This is a genomic window from Streptomyces sp. NPDC058284, assembly GCF_042881135.1.
GTDB lineage: Bacteria > Actinomycetota > Actinomycetes > Streptomycetales > Streptomycetaceae > Streptomyces.
In genome coordinates, this window is sequence record NZ_JBHVYE010000006.1 from 45,119 (window position 1) to 70,711 (window position 25,593).

A 25,593-nucleotide genomic window follows, 5' to 3' on the forward strand; every position below is an offset into this window, starting at 1 on the left:
CCACGGGGCTCTTCCCTCAGATGTAGCCCTCACGCAGGGCGTACGCCACCACGTGGGCGCGGTTGCGCAGGTGCAGGCGGGTGGTGAGGCCGTGCATCACGTTCTTGACGGTGCGCTCGGAGTACGACAGCTTCACGGCGATCTCCGAGGTGTCGAACCCCTCGGCCACCAGCCGCACCACGTCCACCTCGCGCTTGGTGAAGCTCATGAAGAACCCCGGCTGGTCGTCGCCGCCCCGGTGCAGGCGCCGCACCTGGCCGATGAGCTGCCCCAGCAGGTCCGCGGGCAGGTCGCCGCCTCCCTTGGCGGCGGTCACCACCGCGTGCACCAGGCGCTGGACGGTCGCCTCGTGGCGCCAGACGATGGCGCCGACACCGCATTCGATGACGTCGAGGAGTTCGTGCTCACGGACCGCCCCGGCGACGAGTACGGCACGCGTGCCCTCGCTGCGCACGGTGCGCCGCAGGCGGGCGAGCGCGGCCTCGTCGATGGTGTCCTCGATGACCAGGACGACCGCGGCCCGGCCGGAGTCCCCGCACACCTCGACCTCGGGGTGCCGGCGCAGCTGGCTGAGGGCGCCCTCGCGGCTGATCGGATCCGGGGCGACCACGGCGACGGCGACCCGCACGCGGTTCGTCTTCGGCAGACCGTGCGAGGGGGCCGCGGAGAGCGGGGACTTGGGGGCCATAGGGGATACGGGGGAGATGGGTGAGCTCGGGGAGATGGGGGAGGCTGCGGAAACAGTCGAGGCGGGGGAGGCCGCAGGGGCCGCGGGGGCCACGAAGGCCGGGGGCGAGCTGGACACGCGATCTTCCTCTGGTCTCTGACTCTGGCTCTGGGGGCGGTTCGTGCTCTGAGGGGTCGGCGCCGCGGACGGTGTGCCGGCGGACGCCACCGGGTGCCGCCGGTCCCCCTGGAGGCCCGGGAGGCCCGAGGACCGGCGGCACCCGGTCGAGGTCAGGAGCAGGGCTTGAAGAAGTGCTTCCAGCCGTCGCCGGGCATGGCCGGCGGCTCGGCCGGGGTGCCGGACTCGCCGTACTTCTGCTGGTGATCGGCGTTGTAACGGCCGGGGCCGCTGCTCGCCTTGGTCAGGCGCACCTCCCGCTCCCACACGCCGTCACCGGCGTTGACGAGGGTCGCGAGGTCCGGGTAGGCGTCGTTGCCGTAGTTGGCGATCCGCAGCTGTTTGACCTCGCGGCTGTCGCCGATGTCCAGGCGGCGGGCGTGGGCGGAGCCCAGGTTCGCGCGCTTGAGCGGCCCGGGGCGGTACTCGGCGACGCGCGAGGTGGACGGGTCGTCCACGCCGGAGGGGGTGACGAGGTTGACGACGATGTCCAGGGCGCCGTCCTTCTGGAAGTCGGCGACCGCGGCGGTCGCGACCTCGCCCGGCTCGGCGCCGAGGAGCTTGCCGACGGAGTGCTTGGTGCCGAACGTGCCGTTCGCGGTGCCCCACTGGACGGTCATCTTGGTGCCGGTGTGACCCGGGTCGATGATCTTGTCCGGGCGGCCGTCACCGTCGAGGTCGCCGACCAGCGTCGTCGCGCCGGTGAGGCAGGGGCCCGCCGCCCGCGCGGTCGTGGCGGAGCGTCCCGCGCTGCCCGAGTCCGCCGACCCGGCCGCGCTGGCCTGGTAGCCGGCGGCCGTCAGGGTCAGGGCGACGGCCGCGACCGGTGCGGCGATCAGACGTGAGCGCTTGCGAAGCATGTACGAACTCCCGATGTCGTTGCTACTGGGTTGTGCCGGGTGGCCCGGGGGCCTTCCCGGATGAGCACGACTCGAGCTTGCGGGCCGAGCTGTCCCAACGGCCAGGAATGCCGGGCAGTTGGGGACACTGGAATGCGAAAATGGGCCCTGGCCTGGGAGAACGTACGGCGCCTGGAACGCGGAACTGGGACGAGGCGGGCCGTAGGTGCACCGCGGAGCGCCGGATTCCTGGCCGTGGGGCCGGCATGTGCCGACCGTTCGGCCCCGGCCCCGCCCGCGTGACGCGGCGTAGGGCGCGCATGGGAGAGTTTCGCGAGAAGTCATGACTGCCGGGACCGAGAACGGGCGGAACCGCTCAGCCGGCCGGCCCGTCATGACGCGACCGCACACTGTCAGAGCCGCACGCTCTGCTGAACACACGAAGGACGAGGGCGGAGCGGTGGACACCAGCGCGAACCGGGACATGAAGATCGGCTGCATCGGGCTCGGCGACATCGCGCAGAAGGCGTACCTGCCGGTGCTCACCACCCAGCCCGGCGTCGAGCTGCACCTGCAGACGCGCACGCCCGCGACCCTGGCCCGGGTCGCGGGCGTCCACCACATCCCGGACTCCCGCTGCCACACCGACCTGGACGCACTGCTCGCCCAGGGCCTCGACGCCGCCTTCGTGCACGCGCCGACCGCCGTGCACCCGGAGATCGTCGCCCGGCTCATCGAAGCGGGCGTACCCACCTATGTCGACAAGCCGATCGCATACGAACTCGCCGACTCCGAGCGCCTGGTGAACCTCGCGGAGGAGCGCGGCGTCAGCCTCGCCGTCGGCTTCAACCGTCGTTACGCGCCCGGCTACGCCGAGTGCGTGGAGCACCCGCGCGAGCTGATCCTCCTGCAGAAGCACCGCGTCGGCCTGCCCGAGGACCCGCGCACGCTGGTCCTCGACGACTTCATCCACGTCGTGGACACGATGCGGTTCCTCGCACCGGGACCGATCGACCACGTCGGGGTGCGCGCCCGCGTCGTCGACGGCCTCATGGAGCACGTCGTGCTGCAGCTCGCCGGCGCCGGATTCACCGCGATCGGCATGATGAACAGGCTCAGCGGCTCGGCCGAGGAGATCCTCGAGGTCTCCGGCCAGGACGCCAAGCGGCAGGTGATCAACCTCGCCGAGGTCGTCGACCACAAGGGCGGGCCCAGCGTGCGGCGGCGCGGCGACTGGGTGCCGGTGGCCCGCCAGCGCGGCATCGAGCAGGTGGTGCTCGCCTTCCTCGACGCCGTGCGCGTCGGCAAGGTACTCAGCGCCCGGGACGCACTGGCGACCCATGAGCTGTGCGAGCGCGTGGTCCTTGCCGCTCGGGAGCAGGCCGCCTGACGGTCCGTACGCCCTCGATCGCGGCCAGCAGCAGGAGCACGACGAGCGCGGCGCGCACGGGCCAGTCACCCCACCTGACGTACGCCGTGGTTCCCGTGCCCAGCGGCACGTCGTACACCGCCGCGGCGCTCGCCGAGGTGCCGAGCGGGGCGCCGACGCGCGAGCCGTCGGGGGCGTAGACGGTGGAGACGCCGGTGAGCGTGGCGTGCACCATCGGGCGGCCCGTCTCGGCGGCCCGCACCGCCGCGAGGGAGGCGTGCTGGCGGGGCGCCCAACTGGACTGGAACGACGAGGTGGCCGACTGTGCGAGGAGCACCTGCGCGCCGTCACGGGTGAGTTGGCGGCTCATGTCGGGGAAGGCCGACTCGAAGCAGACCAGCGGCCCGATCCGCAGATCGCGCCCGACGTCCATCACCACCTGCCGGTCACCGCGTTTGCGGTCCTCGCCCGCCGCCTTGCCGACCGACGTCGCCCAGCCGAGCAGGGAGCGCGCGGGGACGTACTCGCCGAAGGGCACGAGCCGCATCTTGTCGTAGCGGTCGCCGGTCGGTCCTTCCGGGCCCACCAGGACCGAGCTCTTGAAGATGCCGGGCCGGTCGGACCGGCGCGCGTCGACGTTCACCAGGATGTCCGCGCCGACCTCGCGGGAGAGCGCGGCGATCCGGCGTGCGACGTCCGGCCGGTCCGCCAGGTCGAAGCCGACGCTGCTCTCGCCCCAGACGACGAGGTCCAGGTCCCGGCCGGCCAGCGTGCGGGTCAGCTCCTCCTCGCGGGCGAGCCGCCGGTCGGCGCTCCCGGCGCCGTCGATGACGCCCGGCTGGACGACGGCGACATGCACGCGTCCCGCGGACTCGGGGCGCGGTGCCCACGCCCAGGCGGCGGTGGTGGCGGCGGCCACGGCGAGCAGGCCCGCGACGGCGGGGACGGCCGCCATGGCGGGGGCGGCCCGAAGAGTGGTGGGGGAGAGGAGCCGGTCCTCGGACGACCTGGTCGCCGTGGGCAGGGGCGCGGGCCGGGCGAACGAGCGCGGGCGCGCGATCCGGGGCGACACGCGCACGGCTGTACGCGGCGCCGCGGGACGCGGGTCCACGCGCGAGGTCGAGGGAGGCACGGCTATTCGTACCGGCGAGGTATGCGGGGACGCGCGCAACATCGAGGCGCGCACCGCGACGATCAGCAGCGCCACACCCGTGTTCACCGCCACCAGCAGCGCGCTGACCAGCCACACCCCGCCCACCGAGGCGAGCCGCAGCGCGGGCGCCACCTGCCACTGGCTGGAGCCGAGCAGGCCCCACGGCCCGCCCAGCCCCTCCCAGGACCTGACCAGTTCGACCATCAGCCAGCCCGACGGCAGCACCACGAGTGCGACCGCGGCCCGCCCGGGCACCGCCGCCCCGCCCACGTACCGGCGCACCAGCCATCCCCAGGGCGCCCACAGCAGCCCGAGCAGCGCGGCGATGACGACCGTGAACACATGCAGGCTCGGCAGCAGCCAGTGGTGCACGGCCACCATGAAGCCGAGGCCGCCGAGCCAGCCGTCGACCGCGGCCCGCCGACCGGTCGGGGCCGACGCGGCAAGGAGGATCCAGGGCACCAGTGCGACGTACGCGAACCACCACAGCGAAGGGGCGGGGAACGCCAGCGCGGGCAGCGCCCCTGCCACCACGGCGATGCCGCCGCGCCACCTGGGCGAGGCGAGCATCCGCGCGGCGCGCCGCCTGAGCCGCTCCTGCCGCTCCCACCGTTCCCGCCGGTCAACGTCCCGGCCCTCGTCGCCGAACAGATCCATGCAGCGCCTCCCTAGGTCCCCGACGCCCTGATCGTTCCCCAGTGTGCGCGCCCTGAACGATCTAGGACAGTGGGTGAGGACTGTCCGTGGCCGGCTCCTGCCGCTGCCGCTCACCGGCCATGCGGCGCCACTTCTCCGTGACGACCACGCGCCGCAGCCGCCAGCCCCCCGGCGTACGCACGAGCGTGAAGGCGTAGCGGCCGCCGCAGACGAAGTCCGGCGCGGTCGACGGATCCGCTGCCGGGGTTGTGCCCGGGCGGTCGGCGAAGCGCATGGGGTTCAGATAGTCGGCCTGTACGTGAGCGGTGTCGCCGGTGTCCTGGTCCAGCGTCCCGAACTCCAGCTTGCGGTTGGAGATCAGGTGCTGGCGCATGGGAAACATCCGCATCGTCTCGGCCAGCCACCCGGCGACGTCGTCGGCGCCCCCTTCTATGCCGCCCGCCGAGCGGTAGTCGGCGCTGCCCCCAGGGGCGAAGAGCTGTCGGTAGGCGTCCCAGTCGCCGTCGTCGACGGTCACCGCGTACTCGGTGATGAGGGCATCGATGGCCAACCGGTCCATCACGGCGGCGAGTTCCACGCGCTGCGTCATCGGCTCAGTGTTGGGCACGGGAGGTGCCGAGCCAAGGGGGCGGGCAGCGAAGAGTGCGTACGCGTCCGGTCCGGCGCCGGGCGGGCCGCCTACGCGGCTTCGACCATCTCCTCGCGGACCGCGGCGGCCCACTCGGTCACCAGCTGTTCGTACTCCCGGCGCTGCTCGGGGCTGAGCCGGCCGCCGGTGCGCAGCCACAGGTCGCGGATCCGCTCGTTCAGTTCGACGGAGGACCGCGCGACACCACGGGATGGCGGGGTTAAGGGCATGAAGTCAACCTTAGGCGATGGCTACGACAATCGGAACTGTCAGCTACCACACACCTCCGCCACGTGATCACCGCGCCCGGTCGCCATCGGCATAGCGGTATGGAACGGTGGAAAGCAGCGAAAGAGCAGGCTTATACCGCAAACCTGCTCGATCCTGACCGAAACTGCTCTCCGATGGAAAGGGGCGGCGACATGTCCTCGAAGCGACGCCGCAAGAAGAAGGCCCGCCGCAAGCACGCGGCCAACCACGGCAGCCGCCCCCAGTCCTGATCGGGCCCCGCCCAGTACCGCTGAGCGGGTGGGCAGGGCGTGCGGGGCAGGGCGTGCAGGGCGTGCAGGGCGTGCAGGGTAGGGCGGGGCGTGCAGGCCGGGGTCGGTACGCGCGTTCACCAGCTGATCCCGGCCGCCACCGGCCGGTGATCGCTGTCGGTGGCCGGCAGCACCCATGAACTCGTCGGCGCGACGCCGCGGACCAGGATCTGGTCGATCCGCGCCACCGGGAACTTCGCGGGCCAGCTGAAGCCGAAGCCGTCGCCGGCCTCCTCCTGGGCGGAGTCCAGCCGCGAGGTGATGCCGGCGAGCGCGCGGTCGTCCTCCGTGCCGTTCAGATCACCGAGCAGCACCATTCGCCTGTTCGGCTCCGCGGCGACGGCTTCGGCGAGCGCCTTCGCGCCGCGGTCCCGGCTGCCGGTCCAGAAGCCGTCGCGGGGGAACACGCGTACGGACCCCAGATGGGCCACGTACACCGCCAGCGGACCCTTGTCCGTGGCCACGGTGGTGCGCAGCGCCCGCGTGTCGGCCGACGTGGCCTTGGCCGGCCTGGTGTCCGCCAGCGGTCCGTAGTCCGTCTCGATGTCGACACGCCTGGTGTCGGACAGCGGAAACCTGCTCCACAGCCCGACCGTGCCCCGCACCGCGTGGTACGGGTACGCCTTGGCCAGAGCCTTCTCGTACAGCGGCTTCGCCTGCGGGGTGATCTCTTCAAGGGCCAGTACGTCGGCCTTGGAGGCGGCCAGATCGCGGGCGGTGCCGACCGGGTCGGGGTTGGCGGCGTCGACGTTGTGGCTGACCACGGTGAGGTCGCCGCTCGGGTGGGACTTGTCGCCGAGCAGCCCGCCGAAGAGGTTCAGCCACACCGTGACCGGCAGCAGCAGCGCGACCACGGCCGAGGCGGAACGGCGCCACAGTGCTGCGGCCAGCAGCACCGGAATGAGCAGGCCGTACCACGGCAGGAAGGTCTCCACCAGACTGCCGAGGCCGCCGCGGTCGGTGATGTGCGCGTGCAGCAGCAGGAGCAGGCCGAGGGAGAGCGCCAGGGCCGCGAGGATGAGGCCGCGCTTCCATATGCCGGGCCGGAGGGCGCCACCGACCAGCCGGCGGACGCGGAGGATGCCGAGGGCGCGCCGGGCGCCAGGTCGGGCCCCGCCCTGCCGGGCCTCCGCTCCAGCACCGGCCTCAGCTTGTGCCGCCGCCGTCTCCACACTGCTGTTCACTGCTGCATCCTCGGGTCCTGGGAAGGGTCGGCATACATGCGCGGGCAGTGGCCGTCGGCCGCTTCGGGGCGCAGTTCGTAATGCCAGGGTTCGTTTTCGTAGAGGGGGCACAGCCCGTATGCGGCGCCGTGCTCGGACAGCCACGCCGTTGCCTGTGAGCGTCCGATGTCGACCGCGTCGCCCGACACATGGGGAGACGTCGCCGCGGTCGCCACCCATCGGGCCGCCTCGTCCTTGGAGCCGTACTTGTCGACCGCCTCGCGAAGGAGCTGATTCTGGTACCGCGAGGAGCGCCAGCCGCTGTTCACGTAGAACTCGACTCCGTCGTCCGCGGCGGCCCCTGCGGCCCGGTGGAGCGCCTTGAGCAGATCCGGATCGAGGTTGGCCACGGCGGGAACCGAGTCGTCGAAGACCGTCACACCGTCCGGTACGACACCGTCGGCCTCGTCCAGCGCATCGCGGGACTCGCGGGACTCGCCGGATTCACGGGGCTCGCGGGACTCACCGTGCTCACGGTGCAGAGAATTCGTCGGTAAGGGGGTCGAGGAGAACGAGGATTCCAGTACGTCGCGGCCGAGGACCGCGGCGATCGCCGCTGTGAGGACCAGCAGGCCGACGACGAGAAACCGGCGTATTCGACGGGGTGATGATCGTGCTGATGGTGGGATCCGAGTCATGCCGCCAGTCAAGGCAGCACGGTGTTGTCAGCACGTATGCGGTTTTCGATACGCCGACGATAAGTGTCGGCTCGTAGCATCGCAGCCATGCGTGTGCTCATCGTCGAGGACGAGCCCTATCTGGCGGAAGCCATCCGCGACGGCCTGCGGCTGGCCGCGATCGCTGCCGACATCGCAGGTGACGGGGGCACGGCTCTGGAACTGCTGAGTACCAACAGCTACGACATCGTCATCCTCGACCGCGACATCCCCGGGCCGTCCGGCGACGAGATCGCCGCACGCGTCGTCGCCTCCGGCAGCGGCATGCCGATCCTCATGCTCACCGCGGCCGACCGTCTCGACGACAAGGCCTCGGGCTTCGAACTCGGAGCCGACGACTACCTCACGAAACCCTTCGAACTCCGCGAACTCGTGCTCAGACTCAGAGCACTCGACCGCAGGCGCGCCCACATCAGGCCGCCCGTGCGGGAGATCGCGGGGCTTCGGCTCGACCCGTTCCGCAGGGAGGTCTACCGCGACGGCCGTTACGTCGCGCTGACCAGGAAACAGTTCGCCGTACTCGAAGTCCTCGTCGCCGCGGAAGGCGGTGTCGTCAGCGCCGAGGAACTCCTTGAGCGGGCCTGGGACGAGAACGCCGATCCGTTCACCAACGCGGTGCGCATCACCGTCTCGGCACTGCGCAAACGACTCGGCCGGCCCTGGATCATCGCCACCGTGCCGGGTGTCGGCTACCGCGTCGACACGCCATCACAGGCCGAGGACCAGGGAGCGGACTGTGGCTAGAACCCCCGGGCTCAGCGTTCGCGCCAAACTCACCCTCAGCTACGCCGGTTTCCTCATGCTCACCGGCGTCCTGCTGCTCGCGGCCGCCTGGGTGTTCCTGACGCGTGTGAACCACGTCGGACTCGTCTTCAGGCCCGGCTACAGCCTGTCCGTCCTGCGCGACTTCGCTCCGATCGCGGCGGTCGTCCTGACGTTCCTGCTGGTGTTCGGCCTCGGGGGAGGGTGGCTGCTCGCAGGCCGGATGCTCGCACCCCTGACGCGCATCACCGAGGCCACCCGCATCGCCGCGAACGGTTCCCTCTCCCACCGCGTCCGGCTGCCGGGCCGCAACGACGAGTTCCGCGAACTCGCCGACGCCTTCGACACGATGCTGGCGCGGCTCGAAGCGCACGTCGCCGAGCAGCGGAGGTTCGCGGCCAACGCCTCGCACGAGCTGCGCACCCCGCTGTCCGTGACGAAGGCACTTCTCGACGTGGCCCGCACCGACCCGAACCGCGACACCGACAAGATCATCGAACGCCTCCACACCGTCAACACCCGGGCGATCGACCTCACCGAAGCCCTGCTGCTGCTCAGCCGCGCCGACCGGCGGTCCTTCACCCGTGAACACGTCGACCTGTCCCTCATGGCCGAAGAAGCCACCGAAACGCTCCTCCCGCTCGCGGAGAAGCGCGGCGTCACCCTTGAGACGGGCGGTGACATCACTCCGACGACCGGCTCGCGGGCCCTGCTGCTGCAGCTGACCACGAACCTCGTCCACAACGCGATCGTCCACAACTTGCCGCGGGAGGGAATGGTGCGGGTCACGACCGGCGTCCACCGCCCAGGGACCGTACTGCTCACGGTGGAGAACACCGGCGAGCAGGTCACCCCGGAGCTGGCCTCGACCCTCACCGAACCGTTCCAACGCACCGAACGCGTACGCACGCACACCGATCACGCCGGCGTCGGCCTGGGCCTGGCCATCGTCAAGACCATCACCGAGGCCCACGACGGCACACTCACCCTGACCCCGCGCCCCACCGGCGGACTGCACGTGACGGTGGAACTCCCGATGAGGGCATGAGACCCGTCGGACCCGCCCGTCCCGAGCCGCTGGTCAGCCCCGCAAGTCCGGCACGCGGCCCTACGAACACGAACGAGTGACAGGTCGTTCCCTACACACCTTGTTGGTGTTTACACAGCGACGCACAGCTGAACAGATGACGGGCAGGACGGGGGAGAGGTGCGGGCGTGGTCGGCAATATGGCGGAAGCTGTGCTGCGGGAGCGGGAGCGAGAGCTGTGGAAACAGGAGACCAAGACATGAGGCAGGCGGCAGAAGGCGCGGCGGAGTCGGCCCTTCCCGAGGAGTTGGTGGCCCTGCTGACCGGCCATCTCAATGTCGAGGCGGATGCCGGTGAGTTCTCCGCCAGGACAACGTTCGAGAGTCTCGGCCTGGACTCGCTGTCGCTGTTCGAGTTGGTGGTGGCGGCGGAGGAGGAGTACGGAATCGTCCTGCCCGAGAACGCCCTGGACATGCGCCCGTCCTCGACCCTGGGCGAGGCGGCTCGGGCGTTCGAGCATGCACGCTGAGATCGCGGTCACCGGGCTGGGGCTTGTGACTCCGGCCGGGCATACGGCGGAGGCGAACTGGGCGGTCCTGTGCCGGGGGCGCTCGCTGGCCGCGACGGATCCCGGCCTGGCGGGCCTGCCCGTCGACTTCTCCTGCCGGGTGACGGACTTCGACGCCGAGACGGAACTCGGCCGGGCGTCGGCGCGGCGCGGGGACCGCTTCATCCAGTTCGCCCTCGTCGCAGCCCGGCGGGCTGTCGCGGACGCGCGCCTCGATCGTCGTACCTGGGAAGCGGAGCGAGTCGGTGTCGTCCTGGGCGTGGGATCGAACAGTTTGAGCACGTACGTCACCGAGTTCGGCCACCTCGGCGCCGGGCGGCCGGAGCGGGTCTCGCCGCTCGCGCTCCCGCGCAGCGTTCCGAGCATGGCCGCGGGCGAGGTCGCCATCGACCTGGGCGTGCGCGGCCCCAACTTCACCACCGCCAGCGCCTGCGCGTCGGGTGCCACCGCGATCGGAGTGGCCCGGGACCTGCTGCGATCCGGTACCTGCGACATCGTCCTTGCGGGCGGCAGTGAGTCGGCTCGCTCGCGCATGACGGCCACGTGTTTCACGCGGATGCGGGCACTGTCCCGGCGCAAGGCTGAACCGGCTCTGGCCAGTCGGCCCTTCGACGCGCAACGTGACGGCTTCGTCCTGGGCGAGGGCGCCGGCATCCTCGTCCTCGAACGCGCATGCGCGGCGCGGGCCCGCCGGGCTCCCGTACTGGCGCTGCTGCGGGGTTACGGTGCCGGCGCCGACGCTCACCACCCCATCGCCCCGCACCCGCAGGGCGACGGCGCGGTCCGCGCTGTCCGTACCGCTCTCGCCGACGCCGCGTGCGGGCCGATGGACGTCGGCCACGTCAACGCGCACGGTACCTCCACCCCGCTGAACGACGCGGCCGAGGCACGAGCCCTCGTCCGCGTCTTCGGTGACGACGGGCCGCCGGTCACCGCGTCCAAGGGCGTGATCGGGCATGCGCTGGGGGCGGCCGGGGCGATCCAGGCGGCGTACACGGTTCTCGCGCTGCGCCATGCGGCCGTCCCGCCGGTGGCGAACTTCGAGGGCCAGGACGGGGACCACAAGCTGGACATCGTCGCCGGACGTCCCCGCCCCACGCGCGGCGACGCGGGGATCAGTTGCTCCTTCGGCTTCGGTGGCCAGAACGCCGTTCTGTTGTTCACGGCTTCCTGACGGGAGCCGGACGAAGCGTCCGGATCGGATGCAAGACGGAGACACGCGGATGGATGCGGTGCGGCGCCGGGCCTGGCTGGTGGTGGTGAGCGCCCTGCTGGCGGCGGTGTGCGCGGGGGTGCTGGCCCCGGTCGCCTTCTCGGCGCTGAGCACGGGCGGCGCGGTCGCGACGGACACGGAGGCGAGGCGCGCCGGACGACAGGCGGAGCGGCTCGGTGTGCCCTCGCCCGATCTGCTCCTGGCCGTTTCCCGGCGCACCGGCGTTTCGCAGCCCACCGACGGTGGACGGGGGGTCTCCGTCCGGGACGGCACCACAGCGGTGACGGACACGCTGGCCGGGCAGCGCGACGTCAAGACCGTGTGGTCGGCACGGACCACGCGTGACCCGTGGCTGCGCTCCAAGGACGGACGGACCCTGCTGGTCGCCGTACGGCTGAAGGGGACGGACAAGGAACGTAAACAGGTGGCACCCGGCGTGGTGGCGGCGGCCCGCTCAGCCGTCCCGGGGATGCGGGTGGAGCCCAGTGGCGAAGTATGGGCCAACCGGGAGATCGACGAGACCGTCGAGCGCGATCTGAGCCGGGCCGAACTGCTGGCGGCGCCGGTACTCTTCGTCGTCCTGGTCTTCGCCTACGGGTCCGTGGTGTCCGCGCTGCTGCCCGTGGTCGTGGCCGCGCTGGCCATCGGCTGCACCATCCCGGTCCTGGGCCTGCTGGCGCAGGTGACCGACGTTTCACGGGTCGCGGTGAACGCCGCATCGGCGATCGGTTTCGGCCTGGCCGTCGACTACAGCCTCTTCCTGCTGGCCCGCGTACGGGAGGAGACCTCGCGGGGCGCGGACCTTCACACGGCGCTGGCGGCCGCCCGCCGCTCCAGCGGCCGTTCGATCGCGTTCTCCGCCGCCGCAGTCACCGTATGCCTCGCCACCGCCTTGGTGGTGCCGGTGCCGATGCTGCGCGCACTGTCCCTGGCGGGCATGGTCGTCACCGCCCTCGCGGCGTTGGTCGCCCTGACCGTGCTGCCCGCCAGTCTGCGGCTGCTCGGCCCCCGGGCCCAGGCATGGGACCCGCTGGGGCGGTGGCGGCGTGCCCGTACCGGGGACGGGAGCCGCTTCTGGCATCGCACGACGTCCAGGGTCACCGCCAGGCCCCTCCTGTCGGGCGGCCTGGCGGTGCTGCTGCTGGCCCTGTTGGCGCTGCCCTTCACTCACGCTCGGCTCGGCATCGTGGACGAACGTACGCTGCCTCCGTCGGCTCCGGCTGCCGCAGCGGCCGAGCGTGTGCGCGCCGGGTTCACCGCGCCACCGGAGCGGCTCCTCACCGTGGTCGTCACCGGACCGCGGGCGACGGACGGTGCACCGGTGTACGGCGACCGAATCGCCCGTGTCCCGGGCATCTCCGGTGTCCGCGTGGTGCGTGCGGCTCCGTCCGGTGAGGCCCTCGTGCTGCTGGCGACCATGTCCGCCGCCCCCGGCACGCCGGAGGCGGGCACCGTGGTGCGCGAGGTACGGCAAACCCCCGCCCCGGGAAGCGTGGCGGTGGGCGGGCGAGCCGCGGAGGTCGTCGACACGGTGGACGCCGTGCTCGGCGCCCTCCCGTGGTGCCTGTCTCTGCTGGCTGTGGGACTCCTGGCCCTCCTCAGCGCCTTCACGCGAACCCTGGTTGCCCCCTTGAAGGCTCTGATCGTGGCCGCCGCCAGTCTCGGGGCGAGCCTCGGCGCGCTCGTCGTTCTCTTCCAGTACGGCCACGGCAGCGCGGTGCTCGGCCACTTCACGGCGACGGGCACGCTGGACGCCTCGACGCTGCTGTTCGTCCTGTTCATCGCGCTCGCCCTGTCGGTGGACTACGAGGTCTTCCTGCTCGGCCGTATCCGGGAGGAGTACGACCGCTGCGGAGACAACCGCACCTCGATCATCGAGGGCGTCGCCCGCACCGGCCGGCTGATGACGTCCGCCGCGGCAGCCGTGGCGGTCTCGACCGCGGCCATGGCCACCTCCCACGTCGCCCTGCTCAAGTTCATCGGCATCGGCGTCGCGCTCGGCGCGCTCGTGGACGCCGTCCTGGTGCGGGGAGTTCTGGTGCCCGCCGTCATGGCGGCCCTCGGTCCGGCGAACTGGTGGGCTCCGGCGCGCATCAGGTTCCCGTTAGTGATCACTGCACCCGTGAAGAAAGACGGAAGCTGATGTCGATGCCTCAGGCGACACATGACCGCACCACCCGGCAGTCGGCGGTCACCGGCCCACAGGTGGCGGCGATCCGGACGGCCTTCCCGCCGTACCAATACCGGCAGGAAGAGATCCTGGCCGCGCTGGCCCGCACGACGCTGCTGGAGTCCGAGACGGGCGCTCTGGTACTCCGCAAGATCCATGCCAACTCGGGTGTGGAGACCCGCTCGCTCTCCCTGCCGCTGGAGAAGCTCGCCGATCTCGCCCGCAGGGAGGACTTCACCGAGCAGAACCGCGTCTGGCTCGAGACCGCCATGGATCTGGGGGAACGGGCGCTGACCGGCGCGCTGCGCGCCGCGGGCGTCCGGCCTGAGGAGGTCGACGCGGTGATCAGCACCACCGTCACCGGGCTGGCCGTGCCGTCGCTGGAGGCGCGGCTCGCCCACCGGGTCGGGCTGCGGCCGGACGTCAAACGTATCCCGCTGTTCGGCAACGGCTGCGCCGGAGGCGCCGCAGGTCTGGCGCGGCTCCATGACTACCTACTGGCCCACCCCGACCAAGTGGCCGTCCTCCTCGCCGTGGAACTGTGCACACTGGCGCATCAGCGCAATGACGGTTCCGTGGCGAACATCGTCGCCGGGAGCCTCTTCGGGGACGGCGCTGCCGCCGTCGTGGCCTTCGGAGCCCAGCGGGACGGCTGCCCCGCCGGGCCTGAGCTGGTGGACACCCACAGCCTGCTGGTCCCCGGCACCGAGGACGTCCTCGGCTGGGACATCGGCTCCCACGGCTTCCGGATCCTGCTGTCGCCCGAGGTCCCGACGCTCACGGAGAAGCACTTGCCCACGGCCGTCCAAGGGCTCCTCGCGCGGCACGCGTTGGCGCCGCACCAGATCGCGAGCTGGATCATCCACGGTGGTGGGCCGAAGGTCTTCACCGGTGTACAGCAGGCCTTGGACCTGCAGCCCGGCGCCTTGGACCTCACTCGGCGCTCCGTGGCCGAGCGGGGCAACCTCTCGTCCGTCTCCGTACTGGACATCCTGCACGCGGCCATGGAAACACCGCCCCCCGCGAACGCGCCCGGCCTGGTCGCCGCCATGGGGCCGGGGTTCGCCATCGAACTGGTCCTCCTCCGCTGGTAGCCACGCCCCGTAGGGGGACGCCTGCCGCCGAACCCGACGACTGCACGACAAGAAAGGTGTCCCGGACCATGCCCGCCGTCCCCGCAGACGTACGCATCCTGATCGACCTCGAACCGGTGGTCACCGACGCCCTCGACACGCATCTCCGGACCACCGTCGACTGGTACCCGCACCAGTACGTCCCGTGGAGCCAGGGCCGTGACTTCGACGGTCTCCTCGAAGGGGAACCTTGGGACCCCTCCCAGCAGAAGCTGAAGGCGGCCGCTAGGGACGGTCTTCTCTACAGCCTGCTCACCGAGGAGAACCTGCCCAGTTACCACCGGGTGATCGGGGAAATGCTGTCGCTCGACGGCCCTTGGGGTGTCTGGGTCAATCGATGGACCATGGAGGAGGCCAGACACGGCACCGCCATCCGTGACTACCTCGTGGTCACCCGCAGTGCCGACCCGGCGCTTCTGGAGGACGCCCGCGCCGCGCATGTGCAGCACGGCTACGAGATCGACTACCGCGGCGACCTCATCGCCTCTCTGGTCTACGTCACCATCCAGGAACTCGGCACCCGCGTCAGCTACCAGGGAATCCGCCGACTCTGCGACGAGCCGGTGTGCGGGGCCCTGATGCAGCGCATCGCCCACGACGAGAACCGGCACATGCTCTTCTACCGGACCACCCTCCAGGCGTGCATGCGCATGCACCCCGACCGAACGCTGCAGGCTGTGGCCAAGGTCCTCAGGACATTCCGCCCCCCTGGCCACGCCGCACCCGGCTTCGGCCGACTGGTCAGCTCCATGGCCAGGTCGGGCATCCTCTCACCGGAGATCTACTACAAGGACATCGCCCTTCCCTTCGTCCGCATGCTCGGCGCCCTCGACACCACCGGACTCACACCGGTCGGACAGCACGCCCAGGAGGAGATCGCCGCCCACCTGGAGGAATCAGCGGACCGTGCCGGCAGGTACCGCGCCCTGGCCGAACGCCTCAACCGGCTCGCGAACGCGTAGAAGGAGGAGCCGACATGACCCTGGGCTGGGTGGCGATCCCCGTAAGCCTGTTCGTTCTCATGACCGCGGTGACCATCGTGCGCCTGGTCGAACTGACAACCGCCCGTCGGAACGCGCGATGGGCCATCGACCGCGGAGGCATCGAGTACGGGCAACGCCACCACCCCGTCATGATCACCCTTCATGTCTGCCTGCTCGTCGGGATCGTCGCGGAGGTCGCCCTCACCGACCGGGCCTTCGTCCCTTGGATCGGCTGGCCGGCGCTGGCCGTCCTCGTCCTCGTGCAGGCAGTCCGCGCCTGGTGCATGAGGGCGCTCGGCCCCCGATGGAACACCCGCGTCATCGTCGTACCTGGGCTGCCGCTGGTCACCACCGGGCCCTACCGCTGGATGCGGCACCCCAACTACCTCATCGTCCTGTTCGAAGGCATCGCCCTGCCCCTCGTCCACACCGCATGGATCACTGCCATGCTCTTCACCATCGCCAACACGCCGTGGCTCGTCGTCCGCGTCCGCACGGAGAACGCGGTGCTGTGGCCTGCGGCGGGACCAGCGGGGCGGGGCAATTCGCGGAGCTGTTCGCCGACCTCGTCAACGGACTCCTACTGTCCGTGCCGCACGTCATCTAGTTGCACGTCACCTACCCGCACAACGTCGTGAGCATCGATCGGCGAGGCCCTTTGCGCGTGGACCGGGCCAGGCCGTGGCGTTCGGGGGCGTCGAGCTGGGTCATCGTGCCTGGCGGCGGGCGTTTGTGAACTGCCTGCGGGGGCCTGTGGGTAACCGACACCTGTGGGTAACCGACACAATGCGGGGCGTGGATTCTGGAAGCGTCGCCACACTCGGCGCGGTCGCAGCTGTTCTAGGTGGGGTCGTTGAGGCTGTTGGCGCGATCGGCGGCGCCATTGCGACAACACGCTTACAAGACCGTTCGCGACGACGAGAGCAAGTTGCGGAGGCGTTCGCGGCGTTCGCGGCGTTCGTCGAAGCGATCTTCGCTTGGGACGCTCTGATCCCATGGCGAGCGCACCGAGCAACGTCGCCGCGGGCGAGGACATCCGACACCTCACGCGCTCGCGTGCGCAGGAACTCCGGCTGCCCAGCTGCGACTTCTGGCTGTTCGACTCCCGACTTGTCGCCCGCTTCGCTTTCGACGAGGACGACACCGCCCTTGGCGTGTACGTCACCGAGGACCCTACTGAAGTCCTCGCCGCATGCCAGGCCCGCGACGCCGCATGGCATCACGCGACGCCTACCAGGAAGTTTCAGCGACGGGTACGTTCCAATGTGTGAGTGACTTCCAGGAGGCCCGGCAGATCCTCGGTGCACGGCTCAGTGAGCTGCGCGCCGAGTCGGGCATGGAGGGCAAAGACCTCGCGGCCAAGCTGGGTTGGCAGCCGTCCAAGGTGAGCCGTATCCAGAACGGTCGACAGTCGGCGAGCGCGCGTGACGTCACCGCTTGGGCCGGCGCCGTGGGCCGACCGGAGGTGGAGCCCGAGTTGCAGGGGCTACGCGCGGGTGTGGAGATGAAGCACCGTTCCTGGCGGCGGCAACTTGCGGGCGGCCATTCGGAGCGGCAGAAGCTTGCGATCCGTGAGACCGAGGCGACGCGCCTGATCAGGGCTTTCGAGGTCACCCTGATTCCGGGTCTGCTGCAAACCCGCGAGTACGCGCGTGTCATCTTCGACTCGAACGCTGCCTTTCGCGAGATCCCGGCCACGACCGAGAAGGCCGTGGAGAACCGCATGCGCCGCCAAGGGGCTCTGTACGAGCCAGGCCGCGAGTTCCGATTCCTGCTGTGTGAGGCCGCGCTGTACCACCGTTCGTGCCCGAAGGGTGTGATGGCCGCACAGCTCGACCGCTTGTATAACGTGGTCGGTCAGCCTCAAGTCGACCTCGCTGTGATCCCGTTCGGGGCCGAGCTGCGCCGTACGGCAGCGCACTCATTCTGGATCTACGACCGGCGGCAGGTCATCGTCGAGACCATCACTGAGGAGCTCTGGCTCACGGCCGAGGAGGACATTCGACTGTACGAGCGGGCGTGGGACTGGCTCGATGAGTCGGCGGAGCGCGGGCCGACGGCGCGGCGTCTGATCGGCCGCGCCCGTGCCTCTCTGGACCCTTCTTGAGCAACCCCTGCAACTGACATCTCGTTAGGTGCAATCGCGCGCAATCGATCAACAATCGAGCGCGCCGGACTCCTACGGTCCTACTCATGGTCTCAACGACACACATCCCTGAGTACGGAGCCGGGGATGCCTGGCTTGCTGACTGCGTCCGAGCCCCCGATGCAGCCCGTAAAGCATGGGCGGGCGGCGAGCTCGCCGCCATCCACTCCACCCGATGGCTTGTCGCCGAGGCTCAGCATTCCCACGCCCTTCAAGCCGTCCAACGCGTCCCAGACCACCAGCAAGGCCCGGTGTTCCTCGACTTCCGGGTCGACCGCGCATGGTGGCCCGTTCCGCTCGATGCCGCCGAGCAGCTCGCCGACGTCCGACCGCTCACTGTGCTGCCCCCTGACTGGCCGCTGCGCTGCCCGCCACCGAACAGGACTATCGGTAGCCGCGTATGGCTGGAGGGTCCGGACGGTTCAGGCCGCCCGACAGACCCGGTATACCTCGCCGCCGCACTATGCCCCGGCGGTGGCCCACGACTTCCCGCGGAGGCATTCGGATGACCATTCAAAGAGATGGCTCGGCCATCTCCGACTGGCTGGCGCGTTCCCTGCAGGAGCCTGCGCAGGCCCGCCGGGAGTGGGCGGATACCGGCGTAGCGCTGCTCCCGTGCGGCCGCAGGTTCGATGCAGTCCGCCTGCCCGAGCGCCTTGTGCGCGCTGCGGTGCGCTCCACCGATCCGGAGGTGGTCGCGGCCCGGCTGGCGCAGCATCTCGACGGCCCTGTGATCTATGACGGCCGCACCATGGGCGGCACGTACTACGCCCTCACGAGGCGACGCCGTAAAGGGACGTGGCGGCATCAGGACGTCGCGCCGTGGCTGGGAATTGACACCTTCCTCGGCGTGCCGAGGCTCGACCGCACCGAACCGCCCGGCACGCAGTGGGTGGTCGTGCCCCGCTTCGAGGGCGATCTGTGCGAGCCCCTCGCCGTGGAGGCCCTCAGCCGCATCGGACGCAGTGCCGAGGAGGGGGCAGAGCAGTGCTGACGGAACGGACAGCCGAGGAGCGCCAAGAGCAGGAGACGTACCAACGTCTCCTCGCGCACCGTGACGGATGCGGCCCCTGCCAGGCCATGACGGACTGCGAGGAGGGCGGGAGGATCCGGCGCGCGCTCCGCGCCGCCCGGGCCGCACGGGCAGAGGCCCCCCGGAGCCTGCCGAGGCCGCCCTCTACTCCGACGGACTGACCCGCCCCCCTCCTAGCCCGTTTCAGTGGCTCGCTTCACCGGCGTGAGGGCTCAGCGCACCCATGCTGACCAGCACAACCAGGACGATGCCGAGCAGGATCCGGTAGTACACGAACGGCATGAAGGACTTCGTAGTAATGAACTTCATGAACCAGGCGATGACCGCGTAGCCGACGACGAAGGCGATGATCGTGGCGAAGATCGTCGGGCCCCAGGCGACGTGTCCCTCGCCCGCGTCCTTCAGCTCGAAGACGCCGGACGCGAGGACCGCGGGGATCGCGAGGAGGAACGAGTAGCGGGCCGCGGCCTCGCGGGTGTAGCCCATGAGGAGGCCGCCGCTGATAGTGGCGCCCGAGCGTGAGACGCCGGGGACCAGGGCCATCGCCTGGCAGATGCCGAAGATCAGGCCGTCCTTGACGCCGAGTTCCCTCAGGCCCTTGCGCTCCCGTACGGCGCGGTGCTTGCCGCCCGTTTCGTCGCGGGCCGCGAGGCGGTCGGCGATGCCGAGGACGACGCCCATCACGATGAGCGTGGTGGCGATCAGCCGGAGGTCGCGGAAGGGGCCCTCGATCTGGTCCTTGAACGTGACGCCGAGGACGCCGATGGGGATGGAGCCGACGATGACGAGCCAGCCCATCTGCGCGTCGTGGTCCGAGCGCGGCACCTTGCCGAAGAGCGAGCCGAACCACGCCGACAGGATCCGCGCGATGTCCTTGCGGAAGTAGATGAGCACGGCGGCCTCGGTGCCGATCTGCGTGATCGCCGTGAACGCGGCCCCGGGATCGTGCCAGCCCGCGAACGCCGCGGTCAGCCGCAGGTGCGCGCTGGAGGAGATGGGGAGGAACTCGGTCAGTCCCTGGACGAGTCCGAGGATGAAGGATTCAAGCCAAGACATGGAAACTGCGCCGTCCAAGTACTGATCATCAGGCCGCGGATGCGGTCGTAGCGGTCATAGCGGGCGAGGCTGAGGCGTGGCGGAAAGGTGACTTCGGCGTGCGCGGGGCGGAACGCCGGAGCACGAGGCACGGTCGGGTTCCTCGTCGTGGGCAGCGTAGCGGTCTTGGGTTACGGGACGGTGGGAGGGCCGTCGACCGCGGGCCGCGCCGACCCGGCGGGGGCCCGGTCGACCGCCGTGATGCTCGCGGGCTGCCCGTCACCCCCGGAACGACGGCTCGCGCTGTTCACCTCCGGAGCGACGGCTCGCGCTGTCCCGTCTCCTCGCCGACCGGGCCCGACGGCGGCGACGCCCCGGCCGCCCCGGCCGCCCCGGCCGCCCCAGGAAAGAAGCGGCGCGCGGCGAGGGCGACATACACCAGGCCGATCAGAACGGGGACCTCGATGAGCGGGCCGACGACTCCGGCGAGGGCCTGCCCGGAGGTGGCGCCGAACGTGGCGATGGCGACCGCGATGGCCAGCTCGAAGTTGTTGCCCGCGGCGGTGAACGCGAGCGTGGTCGCCCTCGGATGGTCGAGTCCCACCGCGCGGCCCACGGCCATGGACCCGGCCCACATCAGCGCGAAGTAGACGAGGAGCGGCAGCGCGATGCGGGCGACGTCGAGGGGCCGGGAGGTGATGGCGTCGCCCTGGAGGGCGAACAGCACGACGATGGTGAACAGCAGTCCGTACAGGGCGTACGGCCCGATGCGGGGGATCAGCTTCGTCTCGTACCAGGTACGGCCCCTGGCCTTCTCGCCGAGGCGGCGGGTGAGGAACCCGGCGAGCAGCGGGATGCCGAGGAAGATCAGCACGCTGCGGGCGATCTCCCACACGGACACGTCGAGCGCCGTCTGTTGCAGTCCGAGCAGGCCGGGCAGCACGGACAGGTAGAACCAGCCGAGCAGGCCGAAGGCGAGGACCTGGAAGACGCTGTTCAGGGCGACCAGGACGGCGGCGGCCTCGCGGTCGCCGCAGGCGAGGTCGTTCCAGATGACGACCATGGCGATGCAGCGGGCGAGGCCCACGATGATCAGGCCGGTGCGGTACTCGGGCAGGTCCGGCAGGAACAGCCAGGCGAGCGCGAACATCAGCGCCGGGCCTACGAACCAGTTCAGGACCAGCGAGGGAACGAGCAGGCGGCGGTCACGGGTGACGGTGTGGAGGCGGTCGTAGCGGACCTTGGCCAGGACCGGGTACATCATGACGAGCAGGCCGAGGGCGATGGGCAGCGACACCCCCGTGACGGTGACCTTCGCGAGTGCGTCGCCGAGGCCGGGGACGAGGCGGCCGAGGCCCAGGCCGGCGGCCATCGCGACGAGGATCCACACGGCGAGGAATCGGTCGAGGAACGACAGCCGGCCGGCGACCGGCCCCGCGGACGTGGAAGTGCCGGTGCTCACGAGACGGCCCCGGCGGGGGTGGGCGAGGGCTGCCCGGCGGGGGTTGCCGGGGTCTGCCGGGCGGAGGTGGGCGAGGGCTGCCCGGCAGGGGTGGCCCGGGTCTGCCCGGCGGGGCGGGTGAGAAGCGCGGCGAGCTGGTCGGTCATGTCGGGCAGCAGCCGGTAGTACACCCAGGTGCCGCGCCGCTCGGAGTCGATGAGCCCGGCCTGCTTGAGCAGTTTGAGGTGGTGGGAGATCGTCGGCTGGGACAGGTCGAATGCGGGGGTGAGGTCGCAGACGCAGACCTCGCCGCCGGACCGGGAGGCGATCATCGACAGCAGCCTCAGCCGGACCGGGTCGCCCAGGGCCTTGAACACCTTTGCCAGCGTCTCGGCCCGGTTCTCGTCCAGCGGAGCGGTCAGCAGGGTGGGGCAGCATCCGTCCGCGCCGTCCTGGCCGAGCACCACGAGCTCTTGTTTCGACATCCTTCTATATTGACGCCCATCGATCCAGGGCGCAAGGTGGCCATGTCCGTCATGCATCGACAGACATCGATGCAACACCAACCCGGGAGGACCGCCATGTCCCGTGCCCAGCTCGCGCTCAACGTCGCCGACCTCGAAGCGTCCGTCACCTTCTACTCCAAGCTCTTCGGGGTCGGGCCCGCCAAGCGCCGCCCCGGCTACGCGAACTTCGCCCTCACCTCCCCGCCGCTCAAGCTCGTCCTCATCGAGGGCGAGCCCGGCCAGGAGACCCGCCTCGACCACCTCGGCGTAGAGGTGGAGAGCACGGACGAGGTCACCGCCGCCACGACCCGCCTCAAGGACGCGGGCCTCGCCACCTTCGAGGAGAACGACACCTCCTGCTGCTACGCCCTCCAGGACAAGGTGTGGGTACACGGCCCCGGCAAGGAGCCGTGGGAGGTCTACGTCGTCAAGGCCGACGCCGACCGGATGGGCAAGAGTCAGGCCCTTGCCCCGACGGATTGCGCCTGCGGCAGCTGAGCGTCTCCGGGGCCCTGGCGTCGACGCTGGGAGCTGCTACGGAGCTGAGGGCTGCTACGGAGCTGAGGGCTGCTACGGAGTCGTGGCCCAGGACGGGAGCCAGACCGGCTCGGGGAGCGGCGCCAGGTTGGCGAAGTGGTTGATGACCGGCCGGAGACCCGGGTGCGGGTTCGTCCGGGGGAGCATGAGGGAGAGCGGGTAGGCGGGCGTCGGGTTCACGATCGGGATGCGGCGCAGGTCATGACCGGCCGGCCAGATGTAGCGGTCGCGCGCGCCGACGAGCGTGGCCACGTCGGCGGAGTCCGCGAGGGCGTCGAGGAGCACCTCGTTGCCGAAGTTCGGGCCCGCCGCGTCGACGCGCAGGTCGAACTGGCCGGCCAGCTCGTCGTAGAACTCCGCCCACTCGCTGCGGGGAGCGATGCCCGGCACCCAGATCCGCAGCCCGCGCAGCCGGGCCGGTGTCACCGTGCGCGCGGCTGCGAGCGGGTGCTTGGGGCCGACGAGGAGTTCCAGCGGGGAGTGGAAGGCGTGGATCATCCGCACGTCGGGCGGGAGCGCGGCCGGGTCGGTGACGCTGCGGAACGAGGCGTCGACATCGCCTGCCCGGACCGCGGCGGCCGCCACGTGCGGGTCGTCGACCCTGAGGGTCACCACGTCGAGGTCGGTCCCGGGATGCGATCGCCAGTAGTCGTGCAGGATGACGGCCTGCGCGCTGCGCAGGCCCAGAACGTCGATGCGCAGGGCCCGTGAGCCCGGCCTGACGGCGCCGACGGCGCGGTCGACACCCGCGACGATGCTCCGCGCGTGCGGCAGGAAGGCCTGGCCGTCGAGGGTCAGCTCGACTCCGCGCGCGGTGCGGGTGAACAGGCGGACGTCCAGCTCGCGCTCCAGGGCGGCGATCCGCTTCGAGACCGCCTGCTGTGTCACGCCCAGCTCGTCGGCCGCGTGCCGCAACTGCCCGAGCTCGGCCGCACGGACGAACGATCGCACTGCCTCGGTATCCACGGGGGCAGCCTATGGGGCCTATGGGGCGTGATCCGGCAGACGTAGGGGAGACAGACTCAACCGATCGTTGTGGCTCGCCGAGCCACGGTTGTTTGCGCCTGCGGCCGGACGGGCGATGTGATGCGGGACCCAAGCATCAGTTGTCCACCTCCGAGTGGATCGAGTGGAGGGGCCATCGCGTGCGCGTAAGGCTGGGTTCCGACTTCGGCCGGCTCTGGTCGGCCTACGCGGTCAGTACGTACGGCACCTGGACGGCCTTCGGGGCGTTCCCGCTCATCGCGGTGCGGGTGCTGCACTCGTCGCCGTTCGCCGTTTCGCTGCTGGGGGCGGCCGGGCTCGCCGTCGCGGCGCTCGTGGCGTTCCCGCTCGGGCCGTGGGTCGAGCACCGGGCCAAGCGGCCGGTGATGGCCGCGACGGACTTGGTCCGCTTCCTCGCGATGGGAAGCGTCCCGCTCGCGTACGTCCTCGGCGTGCTGTCCTACGGCCAGTTGCTGTGCGTCTCCGTCATCTGCGGCACCGCGGGCATCGCCTTCACCGCCGCGTCCGGCGCGTACCTGAAACACCTCGTCCACAGTGATCATCTGCTCGTCGCGAACAGCAGGTTCGAGGGCACGAGCTGGGTGGCGACCGCGGTGGGCCCGCCCCTCGGCGGCGCGCTCATCGGGCTGCTCGGCCCGGCCGTCACCGTCCTGCTCGACGCCCTCAGCTACCTGCTGTCCGCGCTCGGGATCCTGCGTATCCGTGGCGGCGATGTCGCGACGCCCCGCTCCCCGGCGGGCGGGCCGCGCGGCGCCGACCTGCTCGACGGCTGGCGGTGCATCCTGCGCGACGGCGCACTGCGGCGCCTGTTCCTCAACTCGATCCTGGTCAGCGGACTGATCATGGCCGCCGTGCCGCTTTTGACCGTCCTCCTGCTGGGCGTCTACCACTTTCCGGCCTGGCAGTACGGTCTCGCCTTCGGCGTTCCCGCGCTCGGCGGTCTCGTGGGCGCCCGCCTCAGCGCACGCCTGGTGAGGCGGTACGGCCGGTACCGGGTGCTGACCGTCTCCGGTCTGCTGCGGGCGCTCTTCCCGCTCGGTCTCGCGTTCGTCCGGCCGGGGATTCCCGGGCTCCTCACGGTGATCGTCGTCGAGAGCCTGCTGATCACCTGCATGGGCGTCTTCAACCCGATCCACGCCACGGAACGCCTGCGCCGGGCCCCCGCGGACCGCGCCGCCCAGGTCATCGCCGCATGGAGCGTCAGCAGCCGACTCGTACAAGCCGCCCTCACGGTGCTCTGGGGCATCCTCGCCACGCTCACCGGCCCGCTCGCCGGGATCACCCTCTCCGGCGTCCTCCTGCTCGCCACTCCGCTCCTGCTGCCCGGACGGGCACACCTGTCCGGTTCCGTGGAAGGCGGTTTGGAGAGCGGTTCGCGGAAGAGGGGCGCCGCCCTCAGCGGTCGCGGAAGTGGTGGCGCTTGAACCAGGCCACCGCCGCCCCGCCCAGACCCGTCACCGCGATGAACCCCATCGCGATCAGGAAGACCGGCGACGTGGGCGTGGAGGCGCGCGCGCCCGCGATGACGTACGCCGCCGTGTTCGGGATGGACCCCAGGCCGGTGGCGATCAGGAACGGCAGCCAGCCCATGCGGGACACGGCGGCGCAGTAGTTGGCCGCGGCGAACGGCACCCCGGGGAAGAGCCGCACCGCGAGCATCGACCGGAAACCGTGCCGGCTGAGCTGACCGTCGACGGCCTTCAGCCAGCGCCCGCGCAGCAGCGGCCGCAACGCGTCCTGGCCCAGCATCCGGCCGAGCCCGAAGGAGATCCCGGCACCGAAGACCGTGCCGGCGATCGCCGAGACGAGCCCCGCCTGCGAGCCGAAGAGCGCCCCCGCCGCCAGATTGAGCAGCGGACGCGGCACGAACGCGGCGGTGCACACCCCGTACGCCACCGCGAACAGGGCCACCGCCGTGGCTCCGCCCACCTGCGCGGGCCAGCCGTCGGAGAGGAGCCGCTGCGGCTCGAAGACCAGCACACAGGTCGCCGCCGTGACCAGCAGCATCACGAGCAGGGAGAGCCGCGACCACGGCGAGAGCAGCGCTCTGGCGCAGCGCACGGCGAGGCCCTGCGGACGGGTGACGGCGGTCTGGAGCATCCGGG

Annotated in this window: 26 protein-coding genes; 14 read left to right on the forward strand and 12 right to left on the reverse strand. The window is 71.0% G+C overall.

What is annotated here, in order from left to right; all coding sequences use genetic code 11:
- Nucleotides 1-16: 16 nt before the first annotated feature.
- Both ACFVYR_RS11105 and ACFVYR_RS11110 read right to left on the reverse strand, forming a co-directional pair.
- Nucleotides 17-688 (reverse strand): LuxR C-terminal-related transcriptional regulator, encoded by a 672-nt coding sequence (locus tag ACFVYR_RS11105; RefSeq protein ID WP_384251841.1) that lies wholly within the window; start codon nucleotides 686-688, stop codon nucleotides 17-19.
- A 269-nt stretch (nucleotides 689-957) separates the two neighbouring features.
- On the reverse strand, nucleotides 958-1,704 hold the full coding sequence (locus ACFVYR_RS11110; RefSeq protein ID WP_384251843.1) for an FG-GAP repeat domain-containing protein: 747 nt from the start codon (nucleotides 1,702-1,704) through the stop codon (nucleotides 958-960).
- Between the two features lie 463 nt (nucleotides 1,705-2,167).
- Here ACFVYR_RS11110 and ACFVYR_RS11115 point away from each other — a divergent pair, with 463 nt between their 5' ends.
- Nucleotides 2,168-3,073 carry a Gfo/Idh/MocA family protein gene (locus ACFVYR_RS11115; protein WP_384252145.1) on the forward strand — a complete coding sequence of 302 codons (906 nt, stop codon included), beginning with the start codon at nucleotides 2,168-2,170 and terminating at the stop codon, nucleotides 3,071-3,073.
- On the opposite strand, the gene lnt is transcribed toward ACFVYR_RS11115, so the two are convergent.
- From lnt to ACFVYR_RS11140, 5 genes are all read right to left on the reverse strand, one after another.
- Nucleotides 2,997-4,775, reverse strand: coding sequence for an apolipoprotein N-acyltransferase (gene lnt / locus ACFVYR_RS11120; protein ID WP_384252148.1), 1,779 nt, complete (start codon nucleotides 4,773-4,775; stop codon nucleotides 2,997-2,999). The two genes, ACFVYR_RS11115 and lnt, sit on opposite strands and share 77 nt — an antisense overlap.
- Nucleotides 4,776-4,923: 148 nt before the next feature.
- A complete protein-coding gene (locus ACFVYR_RS11125) occupies nucleotides 4,924-5,451 on the reverse strand; it encodes a nuclear transport factor 2 family protein (protein WP_384251846.1) in 528 nt (175 codons plus the stop codon).
- An 89-nt stretch (nucleotides 5,452-5,540) separates the two neighbouring features.
- Nucleotides 5,541-5,720 carry a hypothetical protein gene (locus ACFVYR_RS11130; protein ID WP_384251848.1) on the reverse strand — a complete coding sequence of 60 codons (180 nt, stop codon included), beginning with the start codon at nucleotides 5,718-5,720 and terminating at the stop codon, nucleotides 5,541-5,543.
- A gap of 386 nt (nucleotides 5,721-6,106) precedes the next feature.
- On the reverse strand, nucleotides 6,107-7,093 hold the full coding sequence (locus ACFVYR_RS11135; protein ID WP_384252151.1) for an endonuclease/exonuclease/phosphatase family protein: 987 nt from the start codon (nucleotides 7,091-7,093) through the stop codon (nucleotides 6,107-6,109).
- Between the two features lie 116 nt (nucleotides 7,094-7,209).
- Nucleotides 7,210-7,890, reverse strand: coding sequence for a M15 family metallopeptidase (locus ACFVYR_RS11140; protein WP_384251850.1), 681 nt, complete (start codon nucleotides 7,888-7,890; stop codon nucleotides 7,210-7,212).
- Between the two features lie 87 nt (nucleotides 7,891-7,977).
- On the opposite strand from ACFVYR_RS11140, the gene ACFVYR_RS11145 reads away from it, so the two are divergent.
- From ACFVYR_RS11145 to ACFVYR_RS11195, 11 genes are all read left to right on the forward strand, one after another.
- Nucleotides 7,978-8,673, forward strand: coding sequence for a response regulator transcription factor (locus ACFVYR_RS11145; RefSeq protein WP_384251852.1), 696 nt, complete (start codon nucleotides 7,978-7,980; stop codon nucleotides 8,671-8,673).
- A complete protein-coding gene (locus tag ACFVYR_RS11150) occupies nucleotides 8,666-9,739 on the forward strand; it encodes a sensor histidine kinase (protein WP_384251855.1) in 1,074 nt (357 codons plus the stop codon). The genes ACFVYR_RS11145 and ACFVYR_RS11150 overlap by 8 nt, the downstream gene beginning before the upstream one ends.
- A gap of 238 nt (nucleotides 9,740-9,977) precedes the next feature.
- Nucleotides 9,978-10,247: an acyl carrier protein gene (locus ACFVYR_RS11155; RefSeq protein ID WP_384251857.1), complete on the forward strand. Its 270-nt coding sequence runs from the start codon at nucleotides 9,978-9,980 to the stop codon at nucleotides 10,245-10,247.
- Nucleotides 10,237-11,460, forward strand: a complete 1,224-nt coding sequence (locus ACFVYR_RS11160; protein ID WP_384251860.1) for a beta-ketoacyl-[acyl-carrier-protein] synthase family protein — start codon at nucleotides 10,237-10,239, stop codon at nucleotides 11,458-11,460. The genes ACFVYR_RS11155 and ACFVYR_RS11160 overlap by 11 nt, the downstream gene beginning before the upstream one ends.
- A 49-nt stretch (nucleotides 11,461-11,509) precedes the next feature.
- Nucleotides 11,510-13,642, forward strand: a complete 2,133-nt coding sequence (locus ACFVYR_RS11165) for an MMPL family transporter (RefSeq protein WP_384251862.1) — start codon at nucleotides 11,510-11,512, stop codon at nucleotides 13,640-13,642.
- Between the two features lie 5 nt (nucleotides 13,643-13,647).
- A complete protein-coding gene (locus ACFVYR_RS11170; protein WP_384251865.1) occupies nucleotides 13,648-14,763 on the forward strand; it encodes a type III polyketide synthase in 1,116 nt (371 codons plus the stop codon).
- A 68-nt stretch (nucleotides 14,764-14,831) separates the two neighbouring features.
- The gene (locus ACFVYR_RS11175; protein WP_384251867.1) at nucleotides 14,832-15,764 is read left to right on the forward strand and encodes an acyl-ACP desaturase; all 933 of its coding nucleotides are present in this window, start codon (nucleotides 14,832-14,834) and stop codon (nucleotides 15,762-15,764) included.
- 14 nt (nucleotides 15,765-15,778) lie between these two features.
- Nucleotides 15,779-16,423, forward strand: coding sequence for an isoprenylcysteine carboxyl methyltransferase family protein (locus ACFVYR_RS11180; protein WP_384251869.1), 645 nt, complete (start codon nucleotides 15,779-15,781; stop codon nucleotides 16,421-16,423).
- A gap of 357 nt (nucleotides 16,424-16,780) precedes the next feature.
- Entirely contained in the window at nucleotides 16,781-17,056 is a 276-nt protein-coding gene (locus tag ACFVYR_RS11185) for a DUF6879 family protein (RefSeq protein ID WP_384251872.1), read from the forward strand.
- Complete coding sequence (locus tag ACFVYR_RS11190) at nucleotides 17,053-17,892, forward strand: helix-turn-helix domain-containing protein (RefSeq protein WP_384251874.1); 840 nt, start codon at nucleotides 17,053-17,055, stop codon at nucleotides 17,890-17,892. The genes ACFVYR_RS11185 and ACFVYR_RS11190 overlap by 4 nt, the downstream gene beginning before the upstream one ends.
- Nucleotides 17,893-18,436: 544 nt before the next feature.
- Nucleotides 18,437-18,925 (forward strand): hypothetical protein, encoded by a 489-nt coding sequence (locus ACFVYR_RS11195; RefSeq protein ID WP_384251876.1) that lies wholly within the window; start codon nucleotides 18,437-18,439, stop codon nucleotides 18,923-18,925.
- A 222-nt stretch (nucleotides 18,926-19,147) separates the two neighbouring features.
- On the opposite strand, the gene ACFVYR_RS11200 is transcribed toward ACFVYR_RS11195, so the two are convergent.
- The 3 genes from ACFVYR_RS11200 to ACFVYR_RS11210 all read right to left on the reverse strand — a co-directional run bounded on the left by ACFVYR_RS11200 (nucleotide 19,148) and on the right by ACFVYR_RS11210 (nucleotide 21,925).
- The gene (locus tag ACFVYR_RS11200) at nucleotides 19,148-20,020 is read right to left on the reverse strand and encodes an undecaprenyl-diphosphate phosphatase (RefSeq protein WP_384251879.1); all 873 of its coding nucleotides are present in this window, start codon (nucleotides 20,018-20,020) and stop codon (nucleotides 19,148-19,150) included.
- A 286-nt stretch (nucleotides 20,021-20,306) separates the two neighbouring features.
- The gene (gene arsB / locus ACFVYR_RS11205; RefSeq protein WP_384251881.1) at nucleotides 20,307-21,461 is read right to left on the reverse strand and encodes an ACR3 family arsenite efflux transporter; all 1,155 of its coding nucleotides are present in this window, start codon (nucleotides 21,459-21,461) and stop codon (nucleotides 20,307-20,309) included.
- Nucleotides 21,458-21,925, reverse strand: a complete 468-nt coding sequence (locus ACFVYR_RS11210; RefSeq protein WP_384251884.1) for a metalloregulator ArsR/SmtB family transcription factor — start codon at nucleotides 21,923-21,925, stop codon at nucleotides 21,458-21,460. Before ACFVYR_RS11210 ends, arsB begins: the two co-directional genes overlap by 4 nt.
- 96 nt (nucleotides 21,926-22,021) lie before the next feature.
- Here ACFVYR_RS11210 and ACFVYR_RS11215 point away from each other — a divergent pair, with 96 nt between their 5' ends.
- On the forward strand, nucleotides 22,022-22,444 hold the full coding sequence (locus ACFVYR_RS11215) for an ArsI/CadI family heavy metal resistance metalloenzyme (RefSeq protein WP_384251886.1): 423 nt from the start codon (nucleotides 22,022-22,024) through the stop codon (nucleotides 22,442-22,444).
- Nucleotides 22,445-22,516: 72 nt separating this feature from the next.
- Here ACFVYR_RS11215 and ACFVYR_RS11220 read toward each other — a convergent pair whose 3' ends face one another.
- Complete coding sequence (locus ACFVYR_RS11220) at nucleotides 22,517-23,449, reverse strand: LysR family transcriptional regulator (protein ID WP_384251888.1); 933 nt, start codon at nucleotides 23,447-23,449, stop codon at nucleotides 22,517-22,519.
- A gap of 179 nt (nucleotides 23,450-23,628) precedes the next feature.
- Between ACFVYR_RS11220 and ACFVYR_RS11225 the strand changes: the two genes are divergently transcribed.
- The gene (locus ACFVYR_RS11225) at nucleotides 23,629-24,912 is read left to right on the forward strand and encodes an MFS transporter (RefSeq protein WP_384251891.1); all 1,284 of its coding nucleotides are present in this window, start codon (nucleotides 23,629-23,631) and stop codon (nucleotides 24,910-24,912) included.
- Here the strand turns inward: ACFVYR_RS11225 and ACFVYR_RS11230 are convergent.
- Nucleotides 24,884-25,588: a TVP38/TMEM64 family protein gene (locus ACFVYR_RS11230; protein WP_384251893.1), complete on the reverse strand. Its 705-nt coding sequence runs from the start codon at nucleotides 25,586-25,588 to the stop codon at nucleotides 24,884-24,886. The genes ACFVYR_RS11225 and ACFVYR_RS11230 overlap by 29 nt on opposite strands.
- Between the last annotated feature and the right edge of the window lie 5 nt (nucleotides 25,589-25,593).